General features: G+C 67.3%; 20 protein-coding genes. 7 read left to right on the forward strand and 13 right to left on the reverse strand.

Annotated elements, in window-relative coordinates; translation table 11 throughout:
• Positions 1-46: 46 nt before the first annotated feature.
• The 5 genes from AC6LJ2_RS19015 to cphA (AC6LJ2_RS19035) all read right to left on the reverse strand — a co-directional run bounded on the left by AC6LJ2_RS19015 (position 47) and on the right by cphA (AC6LJ2_RS19035) (position 6,728).
• A complete protein-coding gene (locus tag AC6LJ2_RS19015; RefSeq protein WP_263910640.1) occupies positions 47-385 on the reverse strand; it encodes a BON domain-containing protein in 339 nt (112 codons plus the stop codon).
• A gap of 79 nt (positions 386-464) precedes the next feature.
• A complete protein-coding gene (locus AC6LJ2_RS19020; RefSeq protein WP_006389411.1) occupies positions 465-629 on the reverse strand; it encodes a DUF1328 domain-containing protein in 165 nt (54 codons plus the stop codon).
• A 26-nt stretch (positions 630-655) separates the two neighbouring features.
• On the reverse strand, positions 656-856 hold the full coding sequence (locus AC6LJ2_RS19025) for a CsbD family protein (RefSeq protein ID WP_025140133.1): 201 nt from the start codon (positions 854-856) through the stop codon (positions 656-658).
• A gap of 624 nt (positions 857-1,480) precedes the next feature.
• Entirely contained in the window at positions 1,481-4,051 is a 2,571-nt protein-coding gene (gene cphA, locus AC6LJ2_RS19030; protein ID WP_445658454.1) for a cyanophycin synthetase, read from the reverse strand.
• Positions 4,052-4,112: 61 nt separating this feature from the next.
• A complete protein-coding gene (cphA, locus tag AC6LJ2_RS19035; protein ID WP_498151942.1) occupies positions 4,113-6,728 on the reverse strand; it encodes a cyanophycin synthetase in 2,616 nt (871 codons plus the stop codon).
• Between the two features lie 259 nt (positions 6,729-6,987).
• On the opposite strand from cphA (AC6LJ2_RS19035), the gene AC6LJ2_RS19040 reads away from it, so the two are divergent.
• Positions 6,988-9,273 (forward strand): cyanophycin metabolism-associated ABC transporter, encoded by a 2,286-nt coding sequence (locus tag AC6LJ2_RS19040; protein WP_263910644.1) that lies wholly within the window; start codon positions 6,988-6,990, stop codon positions 9,271-9,273.
• A gap of 21 nt (positions 9,274-9,294) precedes the next feature.
• Positions 9,295-9,765 carry a cyanophycin metabolism-associated DUF1854 family protein gene (locus AC6LJ2_RS19045; RefSeq protein WP_263910646.1) on the forward strand — a complete coding sequence of 157 codons (471 nt, stop codon included), beginning with the start codon at positions 9,295-9,297 and terminating at the stop codon, positions 9,763-9,765.
• A gap of 97 nt (positions 9,766-9,862) precedes the next feature.
• On the opposite strand, the gene AC6LJ2_RS19050 is transcribed toward AC6LJ2_RS19045, so the two are convergent.
• On the reverse strand, positions 9,863-11,008 hold the full coding sequence (locus AC6LJ2_RS19050) for a GNAT family N-acetyltransferase (RefSeq protein ID WP_445658455.1): 1,146 nt from the start codon (positions 11,006-11,008) through the stop codon (positions 9,863-9,865).
• An 87-nt stretch (positions 11,009-11,095) separates the two neighbouring features.
• On the opposite strand from AC6LJ2_RS19050, the gene AC6LJ2_RS19055 reads away from it, so the two are divergent.
• From AC6LJ2_RS19055 to AC6LJ2_RS19075, 5 genes are all read left to right on the forward strand, one after another.
• Entirely contained in the window at positions 11,096-11,932 is an 837-nt protein-coding gene (locus tag AC6LJ2_RS19055) for a ferritin-like domain-containing protein (RefSeq protein WP_445658456.1), read from the forward strand.
• A gap of 5 nt (positions 11,933-11,937) precedes the next feature.
• Positions 11,938-12,651 carry an MOSC domain-containing protein gene (locus AC6LJ2_RS19060; protein WP_263910651.1) on the forward strand — a complete coding sequence of 238 codons (714 nt, stop codon included), beginning with the start codon at positions 11,938-11,940 and terminating at the stop codon, positions 12,649-12,651.
• Positions 12,651-13,847, forward strand: a complete 1,197-nt coding sequence (locus tag AC6LJ2_RS19065; protein WP_263910652.1) for a lytic murein transglycosylase — start codon at positions 12,651-12,653, stop codon at positions 13,845-13,847. Before AC6LJ2_RS19060 ends, AC6LJ2_RS19065 begins: the two co-directional genes overlap by 1 nt.
• 110 nt (positions 13,848-13,957) lie before the next feature.
• Positions 13,958-14,371, forward strand: a complete 414-nt coding sequence (locus tag AC6LJ2_RS19070) for a YidB family protein (RefSeq protein ID WP_263910653.1) — start codon at positions 13,958-13,960, stop codon at positions 14,369-14,371.
• A gap of 46 nt (positions 14,372-14,417) precedes the next feature.
• Positions 14,418-15,380: a DUF4434 domain-containing protein gene (locus AC6LJ2_RS19075; RefSeq protein WP_263910654.1), complete on the forward strand. Its 963-nt coding sequence runs from the start codon at positions 14,418-14,420 to the stop codon at positions 15,378-15,380.
• A gap of 19 nt (positions 15,381-15,399) precedes the next feature.
• Here the strand turns inward: AC6LJ2_RS19075 and AC6LJ2_RS19080 are convergent, their stop codons facing one another.
• Genes AC6LJ2_RS19080 through AC6LJ2_RS19110 form a run of 7 tightly spaced genes read right to left on the reverse strand, consistent with a single transcriptional unit; the run spans position 15,400 to position 22,681 of the window.
• Positions 15,400-16,530: an acyl-CoA dehydrogenase family protein gene (locus tag AC6LJ2_RS19080; RefSeq protein WP_263910655.1), complete on the reverse strand. Its 1,131-nt coding sequence runs from the start codon at positions 16,528-16,530 to the stop codon at positions 15,400-15,402.
• 9 nt (positions 16,531-16,539) lie between these two features.
• A complete protein-coding gene (locus tag AC6LJ2_RS19085) occupies positions 16,540-17,226 on the reverse strand; it encodes an alginate O-acetyltransferase AlgF (protein ID WP_498151943.1) in 687 nt (228 codons plus the stop codon).
• Positions 17,223-18,698: an AMP-binding protein gene (locus tag AC6LJ2_RS19090; RefSeq protein ID WP_498151944.1), complete on the reverse strand. Its 1,476-nt coding sequence runs from the start codon at positions 18,696-18,698 to the stop codon at positions 17,223-17,225. Before AC6LJ2_RS19090 ends, AC6LJ2_RS19085 begins: the two co-directional genes overlap by 4 nt.
• 21 nt (positions 18,699-18,719) lie before the next feature.
• Entirely contained in the window at positions 18,720-18,959 is a 240-nt protein-coding gene (locus AC6LJ2_RS19095) for an acyl carrier protein (protein ID WP_263910660.1), read from the reverse strand.
• Positions 18,960-18,984: 25 nt separating this feature from the next.
• Positions 18,985-20,565 carry an MBOAT family O-acyltransferase gene (locus AC6LJ2_RS19100; RefSeq protein WP_498151945.1) on the reverse strand — a complete coding sequence of 527 codons (1,581 nt, stop codon included), beginning with the start codon at positions 20,563-20,565 and terminating at the stop codon, positions 18,985-18,987.
• Positions 20,566-20,571: 6 nt separating this feature from the next.
• On the reverse strand, positions 20,572-21,651 hold the full coding sequence (locus AC6LJ2_RS19105; protein WP_445658461.1) for an alginate O-acetyltransferase AlgX-related protein: 1,080 nt from the start codon (positions 21,649-21,651) through the stop codon (positions 20,572-20,574).
• A 28-nt stretch (positions 21,652-21,679) separates the two neighbouring features.
• The gene (locus tag AC6LJ2_RS19110) at positions 21,680-22,681 is read right to left on the reverse strand and encodes an alginate O-acetyltransferase AlgX-related protein (RefSeq protein WP_263910665.1); all 1,002 of its coding nucleotides are present in this window, start codon (positions 22,679-22,681) and stop codon (positions 21,680-21,682) included.
• Positions 22,682-22,691: the final 10 nt, after the last annotated feature.

Below are 22,691 nucleotides of genomic sequence, written 5' to 3' on the forward strand. Positions count from 1 at the left end.
GCGTTTGCACGCAGGCGCCGCGGAGGTTACGTCAAGGTGACGGCGCTTACTTCTTGTTCTTGGCCGGGTCGACCTTGATGTTGTTCATGACCTGCTTGACCCCTTCGACCCCGCGGGCCACGGTGGCGGCGTGATCGGCTTCGGCGGAGGTGCCGACGGTACCGGTCAGCTTGGCCACGCCGTCGGTGGTCTCCACGGCGATGTCCAAGGCGCTCAACTGCTTGTCGGCGACGAAGGCTGCCTTGACCTTGGTGGTCACGGTCGCGTCGGACGCGTATTCGCCCACGGATTGCTTGGGCTTGCCGTCATTGGCGGCAAAGGCCATGGAAGTGAAGACAGCGCCCGTACCCAGTGCGGCGGCGGCGATCAGCTTGCGGAATTCCATAGTTATGCTCCTTGTGTAGGGGTTTCAGCGCGTTCGGTGGTACGCAACGGCTAGCGGAAAATCTTTGGGTGCGATGGCTCTATTTCTTCCTGAATGCGCCGCCCAGAATGGACAGCAGCGCCAGAACCAGGAAGACGAAGAACAGGATCTTGGCGATCCCTGCGGCGCCGGCGGCGATGCCGCCGAAGCCCAGGACGGCCGCGATGATCGCAATCACGAAGAAAACAACGGCGTAGTGCAACATGTCAGCTTCTCCTGGGTGGCGAGGGATCAACGATTGCGATCGAAGAAATCGCGCACGTCCTTCTCGGCCTGTTCCTTGGTCTTGCCGTAGCGCTCCTGGATCAGGCCAGCGAGGCGTTCGGCGTTGCCTTCCGTACGGGTCAGCTCGTCGTCGGTGAGTTCACCCCAGGCGGCCTTGGCCTTACCGGACAGCTGCTTCCACTTGCCAGCGATGATGTCGTTATTCATGGTGACCTCTCTTCGTAGTGGCGGCTGCGTGGGTTTATGGCCGATAAACCTGGCAGTCGCGGGTGAGTTGGACACTGATCAGCTTGGGTTCAAGGTACAGGTGCCTCTCGCGGCCTGTCAAAGGACGCTGTGGGTAAATGTAACGGCCGGGGACGGGGCAAAGCATGGGTTGCGTGACGGGATTCGGGCAGGCCGTACGCAGAGAGGGAGTTACAGTTGAGCAACGTATTGTCCTGTTTTGAGCAGGGCAAGTAACGGGAAAATGCGCGATTTTGGGGTGCTTTTTGCGCGTGCTGGCCGTGGCGGTGAGGCGCCGGTATAGTCGGTCCTGGCCGCTTGTGCGAGGCCTCGGGCCACGCAAGCGACGGCATTCAACTCAGGAGGGAACAGGCATGACGCAACGATTCTGCCGCGCGGTGTTATTCACGCTGGCCGCATGGGCGACGCTGGGGTGCACGCACGTCACGGACCGGTATCAGGCCGAGGCGCCCTTGGTCCACGCCACCAGCTAGCGCGGCATCGTGCGGCGGCGAGCCGCGCGGCCATGCCAATGAGAACGGGGCGCCCAAGGGCGCCCCGTTCGTTTGCTTGCCCCGGCCTTGCCGGGCGGAACCAGGCTTTCCGTCAGGCTTCCTTGATGCGGCGGGCGATGTGGTCCAGCGCTTCCTCGACCTGGTCCACCAGGATCAGGCACAGGTCACCTGCGCCCAGCCGGGCCAGGGCCGTGTCGATCGCCAGGAACTCGCCGTGGATCTCTTCGATGTGGCGGGTGCGGCTGGCGCCCACCAGGCCTTGCTGCAGCAGGGCCAGCACCTCGCCGTCTTCGCGGCCGCGTTGGCATTGGTCCTGGTAGAGCAGCACATCGTCGAAGGCTGCGCCCAGGATCTCGGTCTGCATCCGGATGTCTTCGTCGCGGCGGTCGCCTGCGCCGCTGATCACCACCGAACGGCGCTTCGCCGGCATGGCATCGACCGCGCGCACCAGCGCCAGGATGGCGTCCGGGTTGTGGCCGTAGTCGGCGATCACGGTGGCGCCGCGATAGTCGAACACGTTGAAGCGGCCGGGCGCGGTCTGGGCGTCGTTGATGAAGGTCGCCAGGCCGCGGCGGATGATGTCCCAGTCCAGGTTCAGCGCCCAGGCGGCCGCAATCGAGGCCATGGTGTTCTCGACCTGGAACGTGATGGTGCCGTTGCGGGTCAGCGGAATCTCGGCCAGCGGGAAGCGGGTTTCCTCGCTGCCTTGCGCCGCCACGATGGCATCGCCATCGCGGTAGACCACGCGCAGGCCCTGGGCTCGGTGCGTCGCCATGACGGGGTGGTTGCGGTCTTCGGCGAAGTAGGTGATGGACCCGGGGCAGCTGGCGGCCATGTCGGCCACGATGGGGTCGGCGGCGTTGAGCACCGCCGTGCCGCTGGGGTGCACGTGCTGCACGATCACGCGCTTGACCACGGCCAGGTCCTCGACCGTGCTGATGTAGCCCAGCCCCAGGTGGTCGCCCATGCCGATGTTGGTGACGATGGACACGTTGCAGCGGTCGAACGCCAGGCCTTCGCGCAGGATGCCGCCGCGCGCCGTTTCGAACACGGCGGCGTCGACGTCCGGGTGCATCAGCACGCTGCGGGCGCTGCGCGGGCCGCTGCAGTCGCCGGTATCGATGCGCAGGTTGTCGACGTAGACGCCGTCGGAATTGGTCATGCCGACGCGATTGCCGGCCACGCCCAGGATGTGCGCCGTCAGGCGTACGGTGGTGGTCTTGCCGTTGGTGCCGGCAACGGCCACCACGGGAATACGGCCGTCGTCGCCGTCCGCGTACATGTTGGCGATGATGGCTTCGCCCACCGCGCGGCCCTTGCCGAACGAGGGGTTCAGGTGCATGCGCAGGCCGGGAGCCGCGTTCACTTCGACCACGCCGCCGTTCTGTTCTTCGAGCGGGTAGTGCACGCTTTCGGCGACGACGTCCACGCCGCAGATGTCCAGGCCGATCATTCGGGCTGCGGATACCGCGCGCGCCGCCATTTCCGGATGCACTTCGTCGGTGACGTCGGTGGCCGAGCCGCCGGTGCTGAGGTTGGCGTTGTTGCGCAGGAAGATCAGGGTGCCGGGCGGCGGCACCGAGTCGGCGTCGAAGCCCTGCTTTTTCAGCGTGGCCAGCGCAATGTCGTCAAAGCGGATCTTGGTCAGCGAGGTGGCGTGGCCGTCGCCGCGCAAGGGGTCGGCGTTGACCTGGTCCACCAGTTGGCGGATGGTCTGCACGCCGTCGCCGGTGACCTGGGGCGGGTCGCGGCGCGAGGCCGCCACCAGTGCGCCGCCCACCACCAGCAGGCGGAAGTCGTGGCCGGGAATGTAGCGTTCGACGATGACCTCGGAACTGATTTCCTCGGCAACCTCGAAGGCCTGGATCACGCGCTCGCGCGTTTCGATGTTGACGGCCACGCCGCGGCCCTGGCTGCCGTCGCGCGGCTTGACCACCACCGGGCCGCCCAGTTCCTGGGCTGCGGCCCAGGCGTCTTCGGCGGTGGTGACCGAGCGGCCAAGCGGGACTGGCACGCCGGCGGCGTCCAGCAGCATCTTGGTCAGGTCCTTGTCTTGCGCGATGGATTCGGAAATGGCGCTGGTCAGGTCGGTTTCGGCGGCCTGGATGCGGCGCTGCTTGCTGCCCCAACCGAACTGCACCATGCTGCCCTGGGTCAGGCGGCGATAGGGAATGTTGCGGGCGGTGGCGGCGTTGACGATGGAGCCGGTGCTGGGGCCCAGGCGCACGTCTTCGTCCAGTTCGCGCAGGCGCTTGAGGGCGTCGGCCAGGTCGAACGGGGTGTCGTCCAGGGCGGCACGCACCAGTGCCTGCGCCAGGTCCATGGCCAGCCGGCCGACTTCTTCTTCGCTGTATTCCACCACGACCTGGAACACGCCTGGCTCGATGGTGGACGAGGTACGGCCGAACGTGACCGGGCAGCCGGCATAGGCTTGCAGCGTCAGCGCGACGATCTGCAGCACGTGGGCGATCGATACCGCGCCTTGGTGGCCTTCTGGGCGCAGCAGGCCGGTTTGCGGCAGGCGCGCGCGCAGACGGGCTTCGAAGTCGGGCAGGTTATCGATGGAGCATTCGGCGTCGGCGCAGGAAACGATGGCCTCGATCGCGGTGTTCTTGCTCCACAGATTGGGGCCGCGCAGTGCTCGGATACGGGAAACTTCCATGGCAGGTATTCCTGTCTAGCTTACGCGCGCCGCGGCCTGAGCCGGGGCGCGCACAGTGATGTCAGTGTTGCTGGATCCAGCGGCGGACGAGATCGATGGTGGGGCCGGAGAACGCCTCGTCGGATTGCAGCAGGACGAAATCGCCCGCGGCGATGCCGTCCAGCTGGCTTTCGATGGCCCGGCCGTGGTCGGGTTCGTCCAGGATCTGCTTGACGCGGCTGCCTTGTTCCAGACCCTGGCGCAGCAACGCGCGCGCCTGGCCGGCCGGGCGCTTGCTGGCGACCGTGGCGTCGTCGTAGAGCACGACGCGGTCGAAGGCGTCGCCCAGCAGGCGGCCTTGTTCGATCAGGTCGGCGTCGCGGCGGTCGGCGCCGGCCGAATAGACGGCGGCGCGGGTGGTCGACGGGAACTGGTCGATGGCCGCGATCAGCGGGCGCAGGGCGGACGCGTTGTGCACGTCGTCCACCACCACGGTGCTGCCGTTGCGTTCGAACAGAGTGAATTGCCAGGGCGCATCGGCCTGGTCGATGTCGAAGGTCTCGATGCCCGCGCGGATGAGTTCCACGGGGATGTCCAGCGCCCAGGCGGAGCCCACGGCGGCCAGCACGTTCTCGACCTGGAAGGCCACGCGGCCGCCATGAGTCAGGGGAATCGCGGCCACGGCGGCCAGGCGTTCTTCGCGGGCGCCTTGCGCCAGCACGATGGCGCCGTCGCGCACGTATACCGCGCGGCCGTCCTGTTGCAGGTGGGCGGCGATGGCGGGCAGGGCGGGATCGATGCCGAAGAAGATCACGGCGCCGTCGCACAGCTCGGCCATTTCGACCACGCGGGGGTCGCGCGCGTTGAGCACCGCGGTGCCGGTGGGCAGCACGACGTCGACCTGGGTGCGGAACACATTGAACATGCGTTCCGTTTCGTTGATGTCGAAGTCGCCGAGGTGATCGGCGTCGTCGATGTTGGTGACCACGCCGACCTGGCAGCGGTCGTAGGCCAGGCCTTGGCCGAGGATCACGCCGCTGTCGTTCTCGATGACGGCGGCGTCCACGTTGCGATTCATCAAGAGGCGCGTGCCCGAGGCGAAATCGGCGCGGTCGCCCTTTTGCACCAGGCGGCGGTCAAGGTAGAGCCCTTCGCTGCAGGCCAGGCCGGTGCGCTTGCCCGACAGGTGCAGCAGGCGGGCCACCAGGCGGGCGACGACGGTCTTGCCGTTGGTGCCGGTGACGCCCACGATGGGGATGCGGCCTGCATCGCCTTCGGGGAACAGGTGGTCGACGATGGCGCGGCCCACCGGGCGCGGGGTGCCGTCGGCCGGTTTCAGGTGCATCAGCAGGCCGGGACCGGCGTTGACTTCGACGATGGCGCCGCGCTGTTCGTCCAGCGGGCGCGAGATGTCTTCAGCGACCAGGTCGACCCCGGCGATGTCCAGGCCCACGATGCGGGCGGCCAGGGTGACGGTGGCGGCGATGCTGGGGTGCACGCGGTCGGTCACGTCGAAGGCGACGTTGCCGCTGCGCTGCACCAGCACGTGCTGGCCATCGGCCGGCACGCTGTCTTCGGACAGGCCCTGGCGGGCGATTTCAAGCTGCGCGGCCGAATCCAGGCGCACCGGATTCAGCGGGTGGTTCTCGGTGCGGCCGCGGCGCGGGTCGGTATTGATCTGGTTGTCGATCAGCTCGGTGATGGTGGACTTGCCGTCGCCGGTGACCCAGGCGGGTTCGCCGGCGGCGGCGGCTACCATGCGGTTGCCCACCACCAGCAGGCGGTGCTCGTTGCCCAGCACGAAGCGTTCGACGATGACGCCGCTGCCTTCGTCCACCGCGACGCGGTAGGCGGACACGACTTCTTCGCGCGTGGTCAGGTTGGTGAACACTCCACGGCCGTGGTTGCCGTCATAGGGCTTGACCACGACCGGCAGGCCGATGTCTTCGGCAGCCGACCAGGCATCGTCTTCGCTGTCGACCAGGCGGCCTTCGGGCACGGGGACGCCGCAGGTCGAGAGCAATTCCTTGGTCAGGTCCTTGTCGCGCGAGATGCCTTCGGCGATGGCGCTGGTGCGGTCGGTTTCGGCCGTCCAGATGCGGCGTTGGCGCGCGCCATAACCGAATTGCACGAGGTTGCCCTCGAACAGGCGGATATAGGGAATGTCGCGGTCGTCGGCGGCATCGACGATGCAGGCGGTGCTGGGGCCCAGGCAATGGCGGTCGACCAGGCGGCGCAGGCGGGCCACGGTGGCGTCGACGTCGAACGGGCGGTCTTCGATGGCGGCCATGACCAGGTCGCGGGCCTCGTTCAGGGCGGTGCGGGTGACTTGTTCCTGCCAGGCGCGCACGACCACTTTGTAGACGCCGCGGGTGGAGGTTTCGCGCGCCTTGCCGAAACCGCCGCGCAAGCCGGCCAGGTTCTGCAGTTCGAGCGTGACATGCTCAAGAATGTGGCCGGGCCAGGTGCCTTCTTTCAGGCGGGCCAGGAAGCCGCCTCGCACACCCGGGCTGCAGCGGTGCTCGATCAGGGTCGGCAGCCATGCGGTCAGGCGCTCGTAGAAGCCGGGGATCGTGTTGGAGGGGTAGTCCTCCAGTTCGCCGATATCCACCCACGCTTCAAGGACCGGACGGTACGTCCAAATGTTCGGGCCGCGCAAAGCCACGACATCGAGAAATTCAATGTCTTTCTTTTTCATGTTTTAATTTACTTGAGAAGCAGGTTGGCACGCGCGGACGCCCCTATGCAAGACCGCGAATTTATTGGGGTTGCGCCTTAAGAATAATGCCAACGAGTGGGGGATCCCAGATATTCCTAATTAGAAAAATCGGCTGATACTATACGACGCCTTCAAAGGCGTGAACTCGTTGTGTTGTAAGGAAGGGACACGTTTTCAGCCCGGTGTTGGGAACGGTCGCCGCCTTGTAGGGCAGAGTCCTGGCCCGGTATGCGTTCTAATGAAAAAACCACACCTGCTTTCCGGCCCTGCCGATGCGTTTCCTGCCCGTTGGCGGGACGAATTACGCGCTGAACTGGCGCCGGGCGAAACCTTGCTGGCCTCGGTTGAAATAGACCTGGACCAGCGCCTGAAGTTCCAGCCGGGCCTGCTGGCGGTCACCGACCGCCGGCTGATTGCCCGCAATCCGGCCGATACCGGCTGGGATTCCTGGGCTTTTGGTCCTCAACTGTCCCTTAATCTTTCGGACCATGCCGGCGCCGCCGTGCTCGAGCTGCACGACGACACCGCGCGCCTGGGTATCTGGCGTTTCACGCTGGCGCGCAATCCGGCGGCCCTGCGGCTGCTGGGCCAGTTCGAGGCGCAGCAGGCCATCCGCCTGTCCGGCCAGCCCTCGGACGAGGCCGCCGAGCGGCAGTGCACCATCTGCAACAACGCCATTCCCGCCGGGCAAGACGAATGCCCGACCTGCAACCAGGAGCAGGCGGCGCCGTCCTCGACCTGGGCGCTGCTGCGCTTGTGGCGCTTTGCCCGCCCGTACCGCTTGCCCCTGCTGGCCGGCTTCCTGCTGACGCTGCTGGGCACCGCCGCGACGCTGGTGCCGCCTTACCTGACCATGCCACTGATGGACGACGTGCTGATCCCGTTCCAGAACGGCGCGCCCATCGATTACGGCAAGGTCCGCCTGTATCTGGGCGGGCTGCTGGGGTCCGCCTTCCTGGCATGGGGGCTGGGGTGGGCCCGCACCTACATCCTGGCCTGGGTCAGCGAGCGCATCGGCGCCGACCTGCGCACCACCACCTATGAACACCTGCAGCAACTGTCGCTGGAATACTTCGGCGGCAAGCGCACCGGCGACCTGATCTCGCGCATCGGCAGCGAAACCGACCGCATCTGCGTGTTCCTGTCGCTGCACCTGCTGGATTTCGCCAATGACATCCTGATGATCGTCATGACCGCGGTGATCCTGTTCTCGATCAATCCGTGGCTGGCGCTGGTCACGCTGGTGCCGCTGCCGTTCATCATCTGGATGATCCACTCGGTGCGCGACCGCCTGCGCCACGGCTTCGAGAAGGTCGACCGCATCTGGTCCGAAATCACCAACGTGCTGGCCGATACCATTCCCGGCATCCGCGTGGTCAAGGCCTTTGCCCAGGAAAAGCGCGAAGTGGCGCGTTTCCGCGAAGCCAACAACCGCAATCTGGAAGTCAACGACCGGGTGAACACGACCTGGTCGCTGTTCTCTCCGACCGTGACCTTGCTGACCGAAGTGGGCCTGCTGGTGGTCTGGATCTTCGGTATCTGGCAGGTCTCGCAAAAGCAGATCACGGTGGGTGTGCTGGCGGCCTTCCTGGCGTACATCGGGCGCTTCTACACGCGCCTGGATTCCATGAGCCGCATCGTCTCGGTGACCCAGAAGGCCGCCGCCGGCGCCAAGCGCATCTTCGACATCCTGGACCACGTGTCCAGCGTGCCGGAACCGCAGAATCCCGCCAAGCTGCCGCACATCAACGGCCGCATCGAACTGCGCGACGTGGGTTTTCGCTACGGCAACCGCCAGGTCATCCGCGGCCTGGACCTGACCATCGCCCCGGGTGAAATGATCGGCCTGGTGGGCCACAGCGGCTCGGGCAAGAGCACGCTGATCAACCTGATCTGCCGCTTCTACGACGTGTCCGAGGGCGCCATCCTGGTGGACGGCGCGGATATCCGCTCGGTGCGTGTTTCCGACTACCGCCGCAATATCGGCCTGGTGCTGCAAGAGCCTTTCCTGTTCTTCGGCACCATTGCCGAGAACATCGCCTACGGCAAGCCGGAGGCCACGCGCGACGAGATCGTGGCCGCGGCCCGTGCCGCGCACGCCCACGAGTTCATCCTGCGCCTGCCGCACGGCTACGACTCGCTGGTGGGCGAGCGCGGCCAGGCCCTGTCGGGCGGCGAGCGCCAGCGCATCTCGATCGCCCGCGCGTTGCTGATCGATCCGCGCATCCTGATCCTGGACGAAGCGACCTCGTCGGTCGATACCACCACCGAAAAGGAAATCCAGAAGGCGCTGGACAATCTGGTGCGTGGCCGCACCACTATTGCCATCGCCCACCGCCTGAGCACGTTGCGCAAGGCCGACCGCCTGGTCGTGCTGGACCGTGGCCAGATCGTGGAGCAGGGGCCGCACGAGGAACTGATGGCGCGTGAAGGGGCGTACTACCGCCTCTACCAGGCGCAGGCGCGCCAGGCCGAAGCCGATGCACAGGCCTCAGGCAGCGACGACATGGCCGCCGTGGCCTGACACGGAATCGAGATAATCGTCATGACGCTTCCCGTTTTTCAGCTGCAACGCAATGCGTTCGGGCGTTTGGTGTACCAGGGCGCCGACGGCGCTACCCACGAGGGTGTGATCCCGGTGCGGGCCTTTCCCATCAGCGAGGCCGACCGCGGCCTGTCGCTGGTGACAAGCGACGGCCACGAGCTGGTCTGGATCGAACACCTGGCCGATGTGCCGCCCGCCGAACGCGCGCTGATCGAGGAAGAGCTTGCGGGCCGCGAGTTCATGCCCGAAATCCGCAAGCTGGTGAGCGTGTCCACCTACGCCACGCCCAGCACCTGGAAGGTGGAGACCGACCGCGGGCCCACCACGTTCACGCTGCGCGGCGAAGAAGACATCCGCCGGTTGAGCCAGCACACGCTGCTGATCGCCGACAGCCACGGCATCTTCTATCTGGTGCGCGACGTGCCGTCGCTGGACAAGCACAGCCGCAAGCTGCTGGACCGCTTTCTCTGATTGCGCGGGCGCACGGCCGCGCCGCTGTTGCTCAGCGCGACGGGCGCTCCGCCAGAGGGCGCGCCGCCAGAGGGCGCTCCGCCAACGTCCCGCCTGTTCAGGTTCCGTCGGCAGCCGGCCGCTTGAATGGCGTGTGCGCTTCCAATTCCCCCAGATAGTCGTCCACCGCGGCGGTTTCCTCGTCCAGGAAGTGCTGGATCGCGGCCGCGAAGCGCGGATCGGCGACCCAGTGCGCCGACCACGTCGGCGTGGGCAGCAGTCCGCGCGCCATCTTGTGTTCGCCTTGGGCGCCGCCTTCGAAGCGGCTCAGGCCATGGGCGATGCAGTAGGCAATGGCCTGCAGGTAGCAGGTCTCGAAATGCAGCCCCGGCACGTACTCCGTCGCGCCCCAGTAGCGCCCATAGAGCACGTCGCCGCCGACCAGGTTCAGGGCCGCGGCCACCGGCTGGCCGTCGCGTTCGGCCAGCACCAGCACGAAAGCATCTGGCTGTTCGCGATAGGCGCGCTGGAAGAACTCACGGTTCAGGTAGGGCGGATTGCCGTGGTTGAAGTAGGTGTGGCAATAGCACTGGTAGAAGAAATCCAGGTCTTCGGCGCGGATCTGCGCGCCGCGCCGCCACTGGAAATCCAGCCCGGCCTGGGCGACTTTCTTGCGGTCCTGGCGGATCTTCTTGCGCTTGTCGTGGCTCATCGTGGCCAGGAACGCATCGAAGTCGGCATAGTCTGCGTTGGTCCAGTGGAACTGCACGCTTTCGCGAACCATGAAGCCGGCCTCGCGCAGGGCACGCAGGTCGGTGGCGGCAGGAAACAGCAGGTGCAGCGATGACACCTGCACGTCTTGGGCGAACGCGACCAGACCGCGCACGAGCGTGTCGCGGTCTTCGTCATTGGCGGCCAGGAGGCGCGGGCCGGTGACGGGCGTGAACGGAATGGCCGACAGCAGCTTGGGGTAGTAGCGCAGGCCGTGGCGCTGGAAGGCGTCGGCCCAGGCGTAGTCGAACACGTACTCGCCACGCGAATGGGATTTCAGGTAGAGCGGCACGGCGCCTGCCAGTTGGCCGTCCCGCCACAGTGCCAGGTAATGCGGTGCCCAGCCGGTATCCGGCGCGGCGCAGCCGGTGTCGTGCAAGGCGCACAGGAAGGCATGGCGCAGGAACGGCTGGTCGCCGGCCAGGGCGTCCCATTGCTGTGCGTCGATGCGGGACAGGTCGGTCTCGATGGTCAGGCGTAGCGGCGAATCCATGGGCGAATGATAAAGTCTTCGTCAGCGCTTGGCGCATTGTCATTGTTTTTCGGGCGGCCGCGGGCCGCCTCTGTACCGGGAATCCTCATGGACAGCCATTCGATCCTTCCCACGGACGGGACGGGTCCGTACGCGCCAGGCACGGTTTGCCTGCGCGCCCAGGCGTTGCAGGCGCTGGCCGCCACCGACTGGGCGGACAAGCTGGCGCGGGTGCGCGCCATCCATGCCGACGCGCCGCTGGACCGGACACGGCAGTATGTCGCGCCCGCCGTCCTGCCCGGCCGGCCCGCGGTCCCCGAACTGGTGCCGCCCGCGCAGGTGCCGCAGCGTTCCATGGCGACCTTGGAAGGCCGCGCCGCGCTGCTGCACGCGCTGGCGCACATCGAATTCAACGCGGTGAACCTGGCGCTGGACATCCTATGGCGTTTCGCCGGCATGCCCGACGCGTTCTACCGCGACTGGCTGCGGGTGGCCAGCGAAGAGGCCCATCACTTCGACCTGCTGAACCAGCGCCTGGCCGGCCTGGGCTACGCCTATGGCGATTTCCCCGCCCACAACGGCCTGTGGGACATGGCCGAACGTACGCGTGACGATCTGCTGGCCCGCCTGGCGCTGGTGCCCCGCACGCTGGAAGCGCGCGGGCTCGATGCCTCGCCGCTGATCCGCAACAAGCTGGCCGGCGCCGGAGACGCGCAAAGCGCGGCCATCGTCGACATCATCCTGCGCGACGAGATCGGCCACGTGGCCATCGGCAACGACTGGTACAAGCGGCTGTGCGCCGAACAGGGCAAGACGCCGGTGGCCTGCCATGCCGAGCTGGCCGCCCGCTACGACGCGCCGCGCCAACGTGGCCCCTTCAACCTGGCGGCGCGCCGCGCCGCCGGCTTTGACGAGGCCGAGCTGGCCGCGTTGCAGGCAGGGTGATCGACATGCGCATCGTCATTGACGCCTTGCTCACCGGCGCGGTGCGCCCGCTGGGCGATTCCGGCCGCGATAGCGGCATCGACAAGCATCCGGTGGCCACGCGCCTGTGGCTGGGCCCCGAAGGCTTGCTGGGAGACGCGCAGGCCGACCGCCGCTTTCACGGCGGCCCTGAAAAGGCGCTGCACCACTATGCGCGCGAACATTATCCGGCCTGGCGCGAAGCGATCGGCCCGCGCGCTGTGCTGGACGCGCCGGGTGCCTTCGGCGAAAACCTGTCCACCACGGGCATGACGGAAAGCGATGTCTGCGTGGGCGACGTGCTTGCCGCGGGTGAGGCGCTGATCCAGGTATCGCAGGCTCGCCAGCCGTGCTGGAAACTGAACCATCGGTTTGCCTGGCCCGGCATGTCGGCGCAGGTACAGGCCAGCGGCAAGACGGGGTGGTACTACCGCGTGCTGCGCGAAGGCTGGCTCGCGCCTGGCGACACCTTGTCGCTGCAGGACCGCCCCCATCCCCAATGGACCCTGGCGCGGGTGCAGGACATCCTGAACCGCCGCGTGCTGGATGCGGCCGTGCTGGCCGAACTGGCCGCGCTGCCCGAACTGTCTCCCAACTGGCGCGCCCTGTTCGAGAAGCGCGCCCGCGTGGGCGAAATCGAAGACTGGAAGCGCCGCCTGGAAGGCGACGCGGCCGAATCCCCTGGAGCCCCCCCTCGTTGATGAAACCCTCTCTTGCCGCCGCCCTGACAGTCGCCGCGCTGGCGTTGCCGAGCGCAGGCGCCCACGCCGCCGATGCCTTTGCTTCGTGCCTGGCGCAGTTGCGCGCCCCGGCCGCCAAGGCGGGCGTGTCCGGCGCCACCTTCGATGCGCAGACCGCCGGCCTGGTGCCCGACATGGCGGTGATCGGCCTGTTGGATGCGCAGCCCGAATTCAAGACGCCTATCTGGGACTACATGGCGGCGCTGGTCGATGATGAGCGCGTGGCCGATGGCCGGGCCGGCATCGAACGCTGGCGCGCCGAACTGGACCGAGCCTCGGCCCGCTTCGGCGTGGACCCGGCCACCATCGCTGCGGTGTGGGGCGTCGAAAGCAACTACGGCCGCACGCTCGGCGGGCGGCCGCTGCTCACGTCCCTGTCCACCCTGTCGTGCTTCGGACGGCGCCAGGCCTACTTTCGCGGCGAGTTCTACGCCGCGCTCAAGATCCTGCAAGACGAGCACATTGCGCCCGAAAAATTCACCGGTTCCTGGGCGGGGGCGTTCGGCCAGACCCAATTCATGCCGTCGACCTACCTGCGGCTGGCGGTGGATTTCGACGGCGATGGCCGTCGCGACCTGATCGACAGCGTGCCCGACGCCCTGGCGTCCACCGCCAACTTCCTCAAGCGCGCCGGCTGGAACAGCAGCCTGGACTGGGGCTACGAGGTCAAGCTGCCCGCGGGCCTGAACACGGCCGGGGCCGGGCGCAAGAACAAGCGTCCGCTGTCGTCCTGGACCAAGCAGGGCGTGACCCGCGCCGACGGTCGCCCGCTGCCGCCGGGCGACATACCGGTGGGCCTGCTGCTGCCGGCCGGCCCCAAGGGGCCGGCATTCCTGGTGACGCGCAATTTCGACGCGCTGTATTCATACAACGCGGCCGAGAGCTACGCGCTGGCCATCGCGCACCTGTCCGACCGTTTGCGCGGAGGCGGGCCGCTGGTCCAGGCCTGGCCGACGGACGATCCGGGCTTGTCGCGGGCCGAGCGCCGCGAACTGCAACGCCTGCTGATCGCGCGCGGCTATGAACTGGGCGAACCCGATGGAATGATCGGCACCCGCACCCGCGAAGCGCTGCAGGCGGCCCAGCGGCAACTGGGCCTGCCGGCGGACGGCCGGGCTGGCCGGAAGGCGTTGAACGCCCTGCGAAATGGGGGCTGAGCGGGGCGGCAAAGACAAGTTTTGCAAAGATCGGTGTCCGGACCGAGGCGGCGGCCGGATTTGCGCCGGCCTGGGCCTATACTGGATTTCCGACTTTTTGGAGCACGGCGATGAGTCTATTGGATACCTTGGCCTCGATGGCTGGCGGCGGTGAGCAAGGGGGCTCGGCCTCGCTGCTGCCCGCCCTGATCGAACAACTGAACAAGTACCCCGGCGGCCTGTCCGGCCTGATCGCCAGCTTCCAGCAGGGCGGCCTGGGCGAGATCGTCGCCTCCTGGATCGGCAAGGGTCAGAACCTGCCCGTCAGCGCCGACCAGCTGGGGCGCGTGCTGGACCCGGGCGTGGTCGATGAACTGGCCGCCAAGACCGGCCAGGACGCGGGTTCGGTGCTGGGTTCGCTGTCCGCATTGCTGCCGCAGCTGGTCGACAAGGCCACGCCGGATGGCGCGGTCCAGCCGGGCCAGGGGTTCAACCCCGCCGATCTGCTGGGCTCGCTGTCCGGCCTGTTCGGTAACCGCGGCTGATGCGGCAGGAGACACGCTCCTGACACGCCCGCTGCCCCGGTCCCTGTTGCGTCGGCGCCTGTTGCAGGCGCTGGCGCTTGGCGCGCTTGCACCGCTGGCGGCCTGTGCGCCGCCCATCTCGCTGAACGCGACCTTCCTGCAGCTGTGGCTCAGCCACCTGGACCTGACCGCCGACGACTGGCGCCGTCGCATCGCCGCCTATCGCCGGCTGGGCTGCCGCGAGATCTTCCTGCAATGGACCGGCCTGGAAGGCGGTCGCCCGGACGACTGGATGGCGCCCAAGGCCATGCTGGACGTGATCTTCGACGAAGCCGAGCGCAGCGGACTGGGCGTGCATGTGGGCCTGCCTTACGACCAGCGCTGGTGGAACATGCTGGCCTCGCCGGACGACACGGCGCTGGCCGCCTACCTGGACCATACCCGCGACCGCGGGGTGGCGTACATGCATGGCGCGGCCTGGTCCAAGCGTCGTAACTTCCGCGGCTGGTATCTGCCCTATGAACTGGAGCAGTACAACTGGTCGCGCCCCGAGCGCCAGGCGCTGCTGGTGCCGTGGCTGGACGCCTTCTCCCGTGCCGCGCAGGCCACCAGTTATCGCGTGCCGACCCTCTCTACCTACTTCAGCCGCCTGGGCGGCGAGGGTTCGTTGACCCAGCTGTGGTCGCGGGTGCTGGACCACGTGGCCATCCATCCCATGATCCAGGACGGCGTGGGCGTGGCGGGGCTGGCGAACTACCAGTCGCTCGAACCCCTGCACGACATGCTGCTCAAGCGCCGGGCCTCGTTCGACCTGGTCATGGAGTTGTTCGAGGAATTGCCGTCCGGCAGCACCGACGGCACGACCTTCAAGGCGCGCTCGGCCGACTTCGACCGGGTCAAGCAGCAGTGGCAGGTGGCGCGCGGCTACGGCGCCAAGCGGGTCGTCGCCTTCACCGTCGACCCCTGGGTCATCGGCGATACGCCCGAAGCCCGTGCGCTGATGCGCGCCTGGATGGCGGCGCGCGTCTGACGCCGCCGGCCGCCAGCGCTCAGAGAAAGCTGCGGCCGATGATTTCCCGCATGATCTCGCTGGTGCCGCCAAAGATGCGCAGCGCGCGAGCATCCGTCCAGGCGCGGCCGATGCCGTATTCGGCCATATAACCGTAGCCGCCATACAGCTGCAGCAGATCGTCCAGCACGGCGCCCTGTATTTCGGTGGCGTTGAGCTTGGCGATGGCGGCGGTGGTGGCGTCCAGTTCGCCGGCCATGTGGCGGGCCAGGCAGTCGTCCAGGAACACCCGCAGCATCGTGCTCTGGGCTCGGGCGCTGGCCAGCTTGAAACGCGAGTTCTGGTAGTCGAAGACACGCCGGCCGAAGACCTTGCGGTTGCGGGTGTACTCGGCGGTTTCGTCCAGCATGCCCTCCAGCGAGGCGGCCGCGCGCAGCGCGATCGCCAGGCGTTCGCGTGCGAGTTCCTGCGTCATGTATTCGAAGCCGGCGTTTTCCTGGCCCAGCAGGCAGTCGGCCGGCAGGCGCACGTCGTCGAAGTACAGCTCGCAGGTATCCTGGCTGTGCTGGCCGATCTTGCTGAGCGCCGGACCCTTGGTGAAGCCGGGCAGGTTCTCCTGGACGCAGAACAGCGACAGGCCGCGCGCACCCAGGTCGGGATCGGTGCTGGCCAGCACGATGGCCAGCCCGGCATTGACACCGTTGGTGATGAAGGTCTTCTGGCCGTTCAGGACGTAATGGTCGCCATCGCGGCGCGCGCGCGTGCGCACGGCCTTGAGGTCGCTACCTGCGCCGGGTTCGGTCAGCGCGATGGCGCCGATCACTTCGCCGCGGGTCATGGCGGGCAGCCAACGTTCTTTCTGGGCGGTGGTGCCAAAGGCTTGCAGATACGGCGACACCATGTCGGAGTGGATCGAAAAGCCGATGCCCAGGTAGTTGGCGCGCGCCAGTTCTTCGATGACGACGGCGGCATGGCCGAAGTCGCCGCCCAGGCCGTAGGGCTCGGGCAGGGCGCAATTGAGCAGGCCTTCTTCGCCCGCGCGACGCCACAGCGCGCGCGGCACGATGCCGGCCTTTTCCCAATCGGCGTAGTGGGGCGCGATCTCTTCGGCGACAAAGCGCCGGACCTGGTCGCGGAACAGCTCGTGATCATCCCTGAATACGCGGCGCATGCGGCCTCCTTACTTGCTATAGGGGGCCGTGGCGCTGACCTGGCCGCTCAAGGTGGGGGCGGTGGGACCGCCGGTGAGGAACAGACTGTAGTGATCGCCGGGCTGCAAGGCGGGCAGGGGCACGGACGGCGACAGCACCGTGCCGCAGCCGGCCGCCAGCGATGCGCTGACAGGATTGATGGCCCGCGCTGCGGCGGCGCCGGGTTTGACGTCCTGGAACAGCGTGGGCCCGGTGGGGCTGACCGCCAGCGTGGCGCCGGGGCAGTCGGCCGCCAGATTGTAGAAGCGCAATTCGGCCTTGAGCGCGTCCTGCGCGCCGTTGCTGTCGTCCACCAGGGCATAGGTGACCTTGACGCCATCGCGGCGCACCACCAGCGTGCTGAAGGTGTCGGGCGCCACTTGCAGGCTGGCGATCGGCTTGCCGTCGACCAGCACGTTGAAGGCCTGGTTGCCCTTGACGATGGCGTAGGTGCTGGCAGGCTTGGTGGGGCCGATTTCCTGCGACGGGCCGTTGGCGACCTGCACGCGGAACGGCCCGACTTCCGGATTCACGACCCGTACGAACGACGATCCGGCGGGCGGGCGCGCGGCGTACAACTGGGCAAACGCGCCTTCAGCATGCGCCGCGCCGCCGCCGGCGGCCAGACCCAGCGTCAATGCCAACGCGAGGGCGGGGAAACGAACATGACGGGTCATGCTTGGGACTCCGGTTTCTTGCTCAGGCGGGCCTCCAGGTACAAGCGTTCGAGCTGCTTGCGGTCCGCCTTGTCGGTGCTGGTCGTCGGGAAGCGGTGGCAGGCCACCAGTTCGGACGGAATCATGTAAGGGGGCAGCCGGCGGCCCAGGGTGGCCTTCCAGTCCTGCAGCGCCGCGGGCAGCGGTTGCAGGCCTGCGGGGCCGGCCTCGGCGGGTTCGACGAACCCGATCAATCGGATGATAGCGCCATCGGGGCGGCGCAGCGCAACCGTCGCCCCGGCTCGCGCGCCGGGCAGGGCGGCAATGGCGGCGTCGATCTCGGCCAGCTCGATGCGGTAGCCGTGCATCTTGATCTGGTCGTCGATCCGGCCCCGGAACGTCACCAGGCCGGCAGCGTCGATCTCTCCCAGGTCGCCGCTGCGGTAGCCGCGCTTGCCGTTGCGGGTGAACATGCGCTGGGCGTTCAGGTCAGGGCGGTTCAGATAGCCGCGCATGACGTGGTCCCCGACGATGCTGATTTCGCCGTTCTCGATGAAGACCTCGGCGTAGGGTTTGGCGCGGCCGATGGGAAAAGGATTGGGCGCGCGAGCGCGCAGGTCCGCATCGATCTCGACCCAGGTGGTCGAGCAGGTGGCTTCGGTGGGGCCGTAGGAATTGATGATGCGCACATCGGGAAAGCGCTGCCAGAGTTCTTCGGCCAGCGTCGGCGTCAGCGACTCGGCGCCGAACACGAAGGCGCGCAGTTGCGGCAGGCGGGCGCGGTCGAAGTCGGGATTGAACAGCTGTTGGCGCACGAATGACGGCGTGGACGCCCAGACGTTGATGCCGGTGTGGGCGAGGTAGCCCACGAAGGTGTCGCGCTGCGCGATGGTCTCGCGCGGGCACAGCACGCAGGTGCCGCCCAGTTCCAGCGCGCCGACCCAGTTGAACAGCGAGAAGTCGAAGCTGAACAGCATCTGGTCCATGAACGCGGGGGCGGGTCCCAGGTTCAGGCAGTCGCGGATCCAGCCGGCGAACAGCGTCACGCTTTCGCGCCCGATCTGCACGCCCTTGGGGTCCCCGGTGCTGCCCGAGGTGAACATGATGTAGGCCAGTCCGGCCTCGTCCAGCGGCGCCGGGGCGGCGCTGCCCGGGACGAATCCGCCAGCCTGCGCGTCATAGCGCAAGCCGGCCCGTACCAGCTCGCCGATACGGGCGATGCGCTCGGGCGGGTTGATCACGTCGACCGGCACGAACGGCACCTTCAACCGCAGGCAACCCAGGATCGCCACGAGAAACGCGGCCTCTTTGTGGCCGGAGATCACCAGCGGCACGCCCGCCGTGACGCCAGCCTGCCGCGCCGCCTGTTCCCAGGCCTGCGTGGCCGCCTGCAGCTGGCCCCACGTCAAGGCGCCCTGGGCGTCCACCACCGCCACGGCCTCGGCGCCGGCGGCGGTGTCCACGAAATCGTAGGCGTTGAAATCGAAACGCATCGTCCAGCCCTCCCGGGAGCGTCAGGCGCGCGGATGCTCCGCAATGAAGGCCGCCAGCGTGTGTACCGATTCCAGGTGCACGTCGATCTCGGTCGGCGGGATCTTGCAGCCGAACTGGCGTTCGACGGCCAGGGCCACATCCACTGCCGACAGCGAGTCGATCAGCCCGGATTCGATCAGCAGGGTGTCGGGGTCGACCTTGGTGAGGATGATGCCTTCGATCAGGTCGGCCACCTTGGCTTCGATCTCGTTGATGTCCATAGCGTGCTCCGCGACCGCGCCGCGGTCAGAATTGGAAATAGAGGAACCGGGTTTCCTTGTGCAGGTTGACCAGGCAGAAAAAGAGCAGGACCAGCATGACCGTCAGCCACGCCAGGTTGGGGCGCCAGCGCATCCAGGGCGAGGGCGCTTCCTGGGGCTTGAACAGCGCGGGCGAATAACGGCCCAGGATCTGGTGGGCGTTCGGCGTGAACCAGGCGATGCCCAGCAGCACCACAGCATAGATCAGTTGCATGTGATGGCCGACCAGCACGCGCCAGGCGTCGCCCCAGGCCAGGCCACTGGCGTGGGTGGCCAGGTCCAGCGCTTCCACGCCGCGCAGCCCGATCATGCCCTGCATCAGCAGCATCGCGTCGCCCACGCCATGGGCTCGGAAGAACGCTTGCGCCACCAGCACGGCCACGAAGGTCAGCAGCACGCAGGCGGCGCGCTTGAACACATTGAGGTTGCGCGCCGCCGCGGGCTTTCGGCCCACCACGAAAATCCGCCAGGCATGGTTCACCGACAGGTACATCGCGTGCAGCAGGCCGAACACCAGGAACTGGAAGCCTGCGCCGTGCCACACGCCGGCCAGCGCCATGGTGAACAGCGTGGGGCTGACGATGCTGCCGATGAAGCCGCCCAGCGTGCGCACGCCTTCGGCGCCCACGGGCAGGTTGCGGTCGGTGCGCCACTTGGACACAGCCATGGCCACGGGGTAGTACAGGTACGCCGTCAGGTAGCGCGTCAGCGTCATGTGCCAGCGCGCCCAGAATTCGATGATGCTGCCCGCCTTGTAGGGCGAATTGAAGTTCAGCGGGAAGCGGATGCCGAACATCTTGGCCAGCCCCAGCGCCATGTCCGAATAACCGGAAAAGTCGAAATAGAGCTGCAGCGCGTAGCACAGGCTGGCGCCCCACGCGCCCCAGAACTGCAGGTCGCCCGGGGCGGCGAAGCCGGCATCGGCGTAGGGCGCGATGCCGTCGGCCAGCAGTACCTTCTTGGCCAGGCCGATCACGAACAGCATGCCGCCCACCGACAGGTTCTCGGCCTTGAAACGGTAATTTTCCGGCTGCGCGAACTGCGGCATCATCTCTTTGTGATGCAGGATCGGGCCGGCGATCAGGTGCGGAAAAAAGGTCACGAACAGCACGTAGCTGAGCAGGCTACGTTCCTTGACGACGCCGGCGCGGCAGTCGAGCAGATAGCCGATCTGGGTGAACGTGAAAAACGAGATCCCCAGCGGCAGGATGATCGAATCCATGGTCGAACTGGTCATGCCCAGGTCGTTCAGGAAGTTCAGCAGCGTGGCGAAATACTTGTAGTGAAACAGCAGCGCCAGGTCGGCGCCGACGCCCAGGCCCACGATCAGTCCTTGCAGCCGCGGCCGGCTGGCCGTGTGCAGGATCAACAGGCTCACCAGGTAATTGAAGGCGATGGAGCCGGCCAGCAGCACCACGAACTGCGGATTCCACCAGCCGTAGAACACGAACGACGTCAGGCACAGCCACAGGGCAGCCAGCCGCAGGTTCAGCCGTCCGGCGCCGTAGTACACGGCCAGCGTCACGGGCAGAAAGACCAACAGGAACAGGTAGGAATTGAATAGCATCTCGGGTCAGGGCAGTCGGGCCAGTACGGATTTCTCGTCGTCGGTCAGGGGCAGCGACAGCGCCATTTCCGAAAACTCCCAGATCACCAGTTTCAAGCTCTTGGGCCATTGTTCGCGCTGCTTGAGCGCAACCTGCAAGGCCCCGGAAAATTGCCCGCCGTCCAGGCTCAGGTTCCACACCTCGCGGCCCAGCCCCATTCCGAGGCGCTCGGCGAAATTGCTGCGGCGGCCGTTCGAGCTGCCCGCCAGCAGCACTTCGACCGGTGGCGTCTCGTCCAGCAGGCCGCCGCCGCGCACGGGCTCGATCTTCTGCGGCGCGGCGAGGTCCAGTTCGGGACGCCAGCCCGGCCGTGCGTGTTCCAGCCCGGCCAGCACGATCAGGTCGCCCATGCGGGGTTGCAACGGCCCCGGCTTTTCTTCGTTGAAGGCCTGCGTGCCGGGACCCTTGAGCAAGGGCAGGGCGGCCTCGGCCACCTGTCGGGCGGCGGCCTGGGCCCCGGTCGCGTTCATGTGGACGTCGGTGCGGAAAAAACGCGGCGCCTGCGCGGCTTGCAGCGCCTGGCGCAAGTCGACGAAGGGCACGTTCTGCGCGCGCAGGGCGTCCTGCCAGGCATCCAGGGTGCCTCGCATCGGCAGCGATACGGTCTGGCCGCAAAGATGGTCGGCCTCGATGCGCGACTTGTCGGGCACCGCCACCACCAGCACCTGCACCTGCTGGCGGCGCAGTTCCTCGACCCAATGCCGCATCAGGCGCAGGCGCTCGTCGAATACATGCACGCCGGGCTGGGGCCGCAGGCCGTCACGATAGAACAGCCATTGGGGGCAGCCCATGGCGACCTGGTCGCCCAGCGCTCCCAGCATGCGGTAGCGCACCGAGGAATTCCAGGTGTCCAGGCTGGCCTGCGCGGGCAGGCGCAATGACTTGTTCAATGCCGTGCCCGCGGTGCCGTTCATCCAGGCCGACGGCGCGACGTCGGCCGCGGTCAGCCTGGCTTGAACCAGGCACCATGCGCCCCAGCCCAGGCCCAGCGCCAGCAGCACGCCAAAGACGATGGCGTGCAGCCGGTGTCCGGAAGCCGGGGGCAATGTCGCCTTGTCCGCTTGCGCCACGATGCTAGCGCCCCACCGCCGCCTTCATGCGGCTGCGCCAGCTGTCGGCGGTCATGATGGACGCGTTGTCCCACAGCCCCTTGGCGTCGGGCCCCTGGGCGAAGGTGGGCTCGAACATCTGCCACACCAGCACCTGCGGCTTGTTCTGCTTGAACGCGGGCGACTCCAGGTATTCCAGCAGCATGATCCACTGGCCGACATTGCCGGGCTTCCAGTTCACGGAAACGGGGCGGTCCAGCACGTTGGACAGCTTCTGCGGAAAGCCGAAGTACGGCTGTACCATGCTGTGGCCGGTGACGTGCACCGGCGCCGGCGCATCATCGATCAGGCTCTGGTTGTCGGCCTGGCGGCGCACCGTGAAGGTCTCGCGCCCGGCCTGTTTGCGCTGGTCGGGCGTCAGAAACAGCTCTGCCAGGTCGCCGTAGCGGCGCTCGTTGACCACGCTGCCCAGCGGCATGCCGGTGCCGGGCTTGCCGGCCAGCGTCTTGACGTCCTGCTGGATGCGCTGGGCCAGCGCTTCGGCGGTGGCGTCGGCGGCCGCCTGGGTCCAGTGCTGGTCGGTGCGGTAGAACACGTCCTTGCCGCTGTCCTTCACGCGGCGCAGCACGGCCTCGTCGTCGAAGGTGGACACGCCTGCGGCCTTGAGCTTGTCCTGGATGGTCTGGTAGCGCTTCTTGACCTCGGCGCTCAGGGTCGTGCCATCCGGCAGCTTGTCCTGGTAGAACAAGGTCTTGTCCGGCAGGATCAGCACTTCCAGCTGGATGCCTTTGGCGGCCAGGGCATCGCGGGTTTCACGCACCAGTTGCGTCGAGGCGTCGATGCCGCGGGTATCGACCTGCGTCAGGCTGCCCCAACCGGGAAACAGCCAATTGTCCTTGCCCTGGATCACGATGGACGAGGCTTGCTGCGCCTGGGCGCCTGCTGCGGCCAGCGCCAGCAGCGCGCCGCACAGGGCCGAAGCCAGCCGGCGCGCGGGCCGGGGCGGGTGAAGGGTAACGGTAGTCATGCCAGGCGGA

This window comes from Achromobacter sp. 1014246743 (assembly GCF_059760725.1).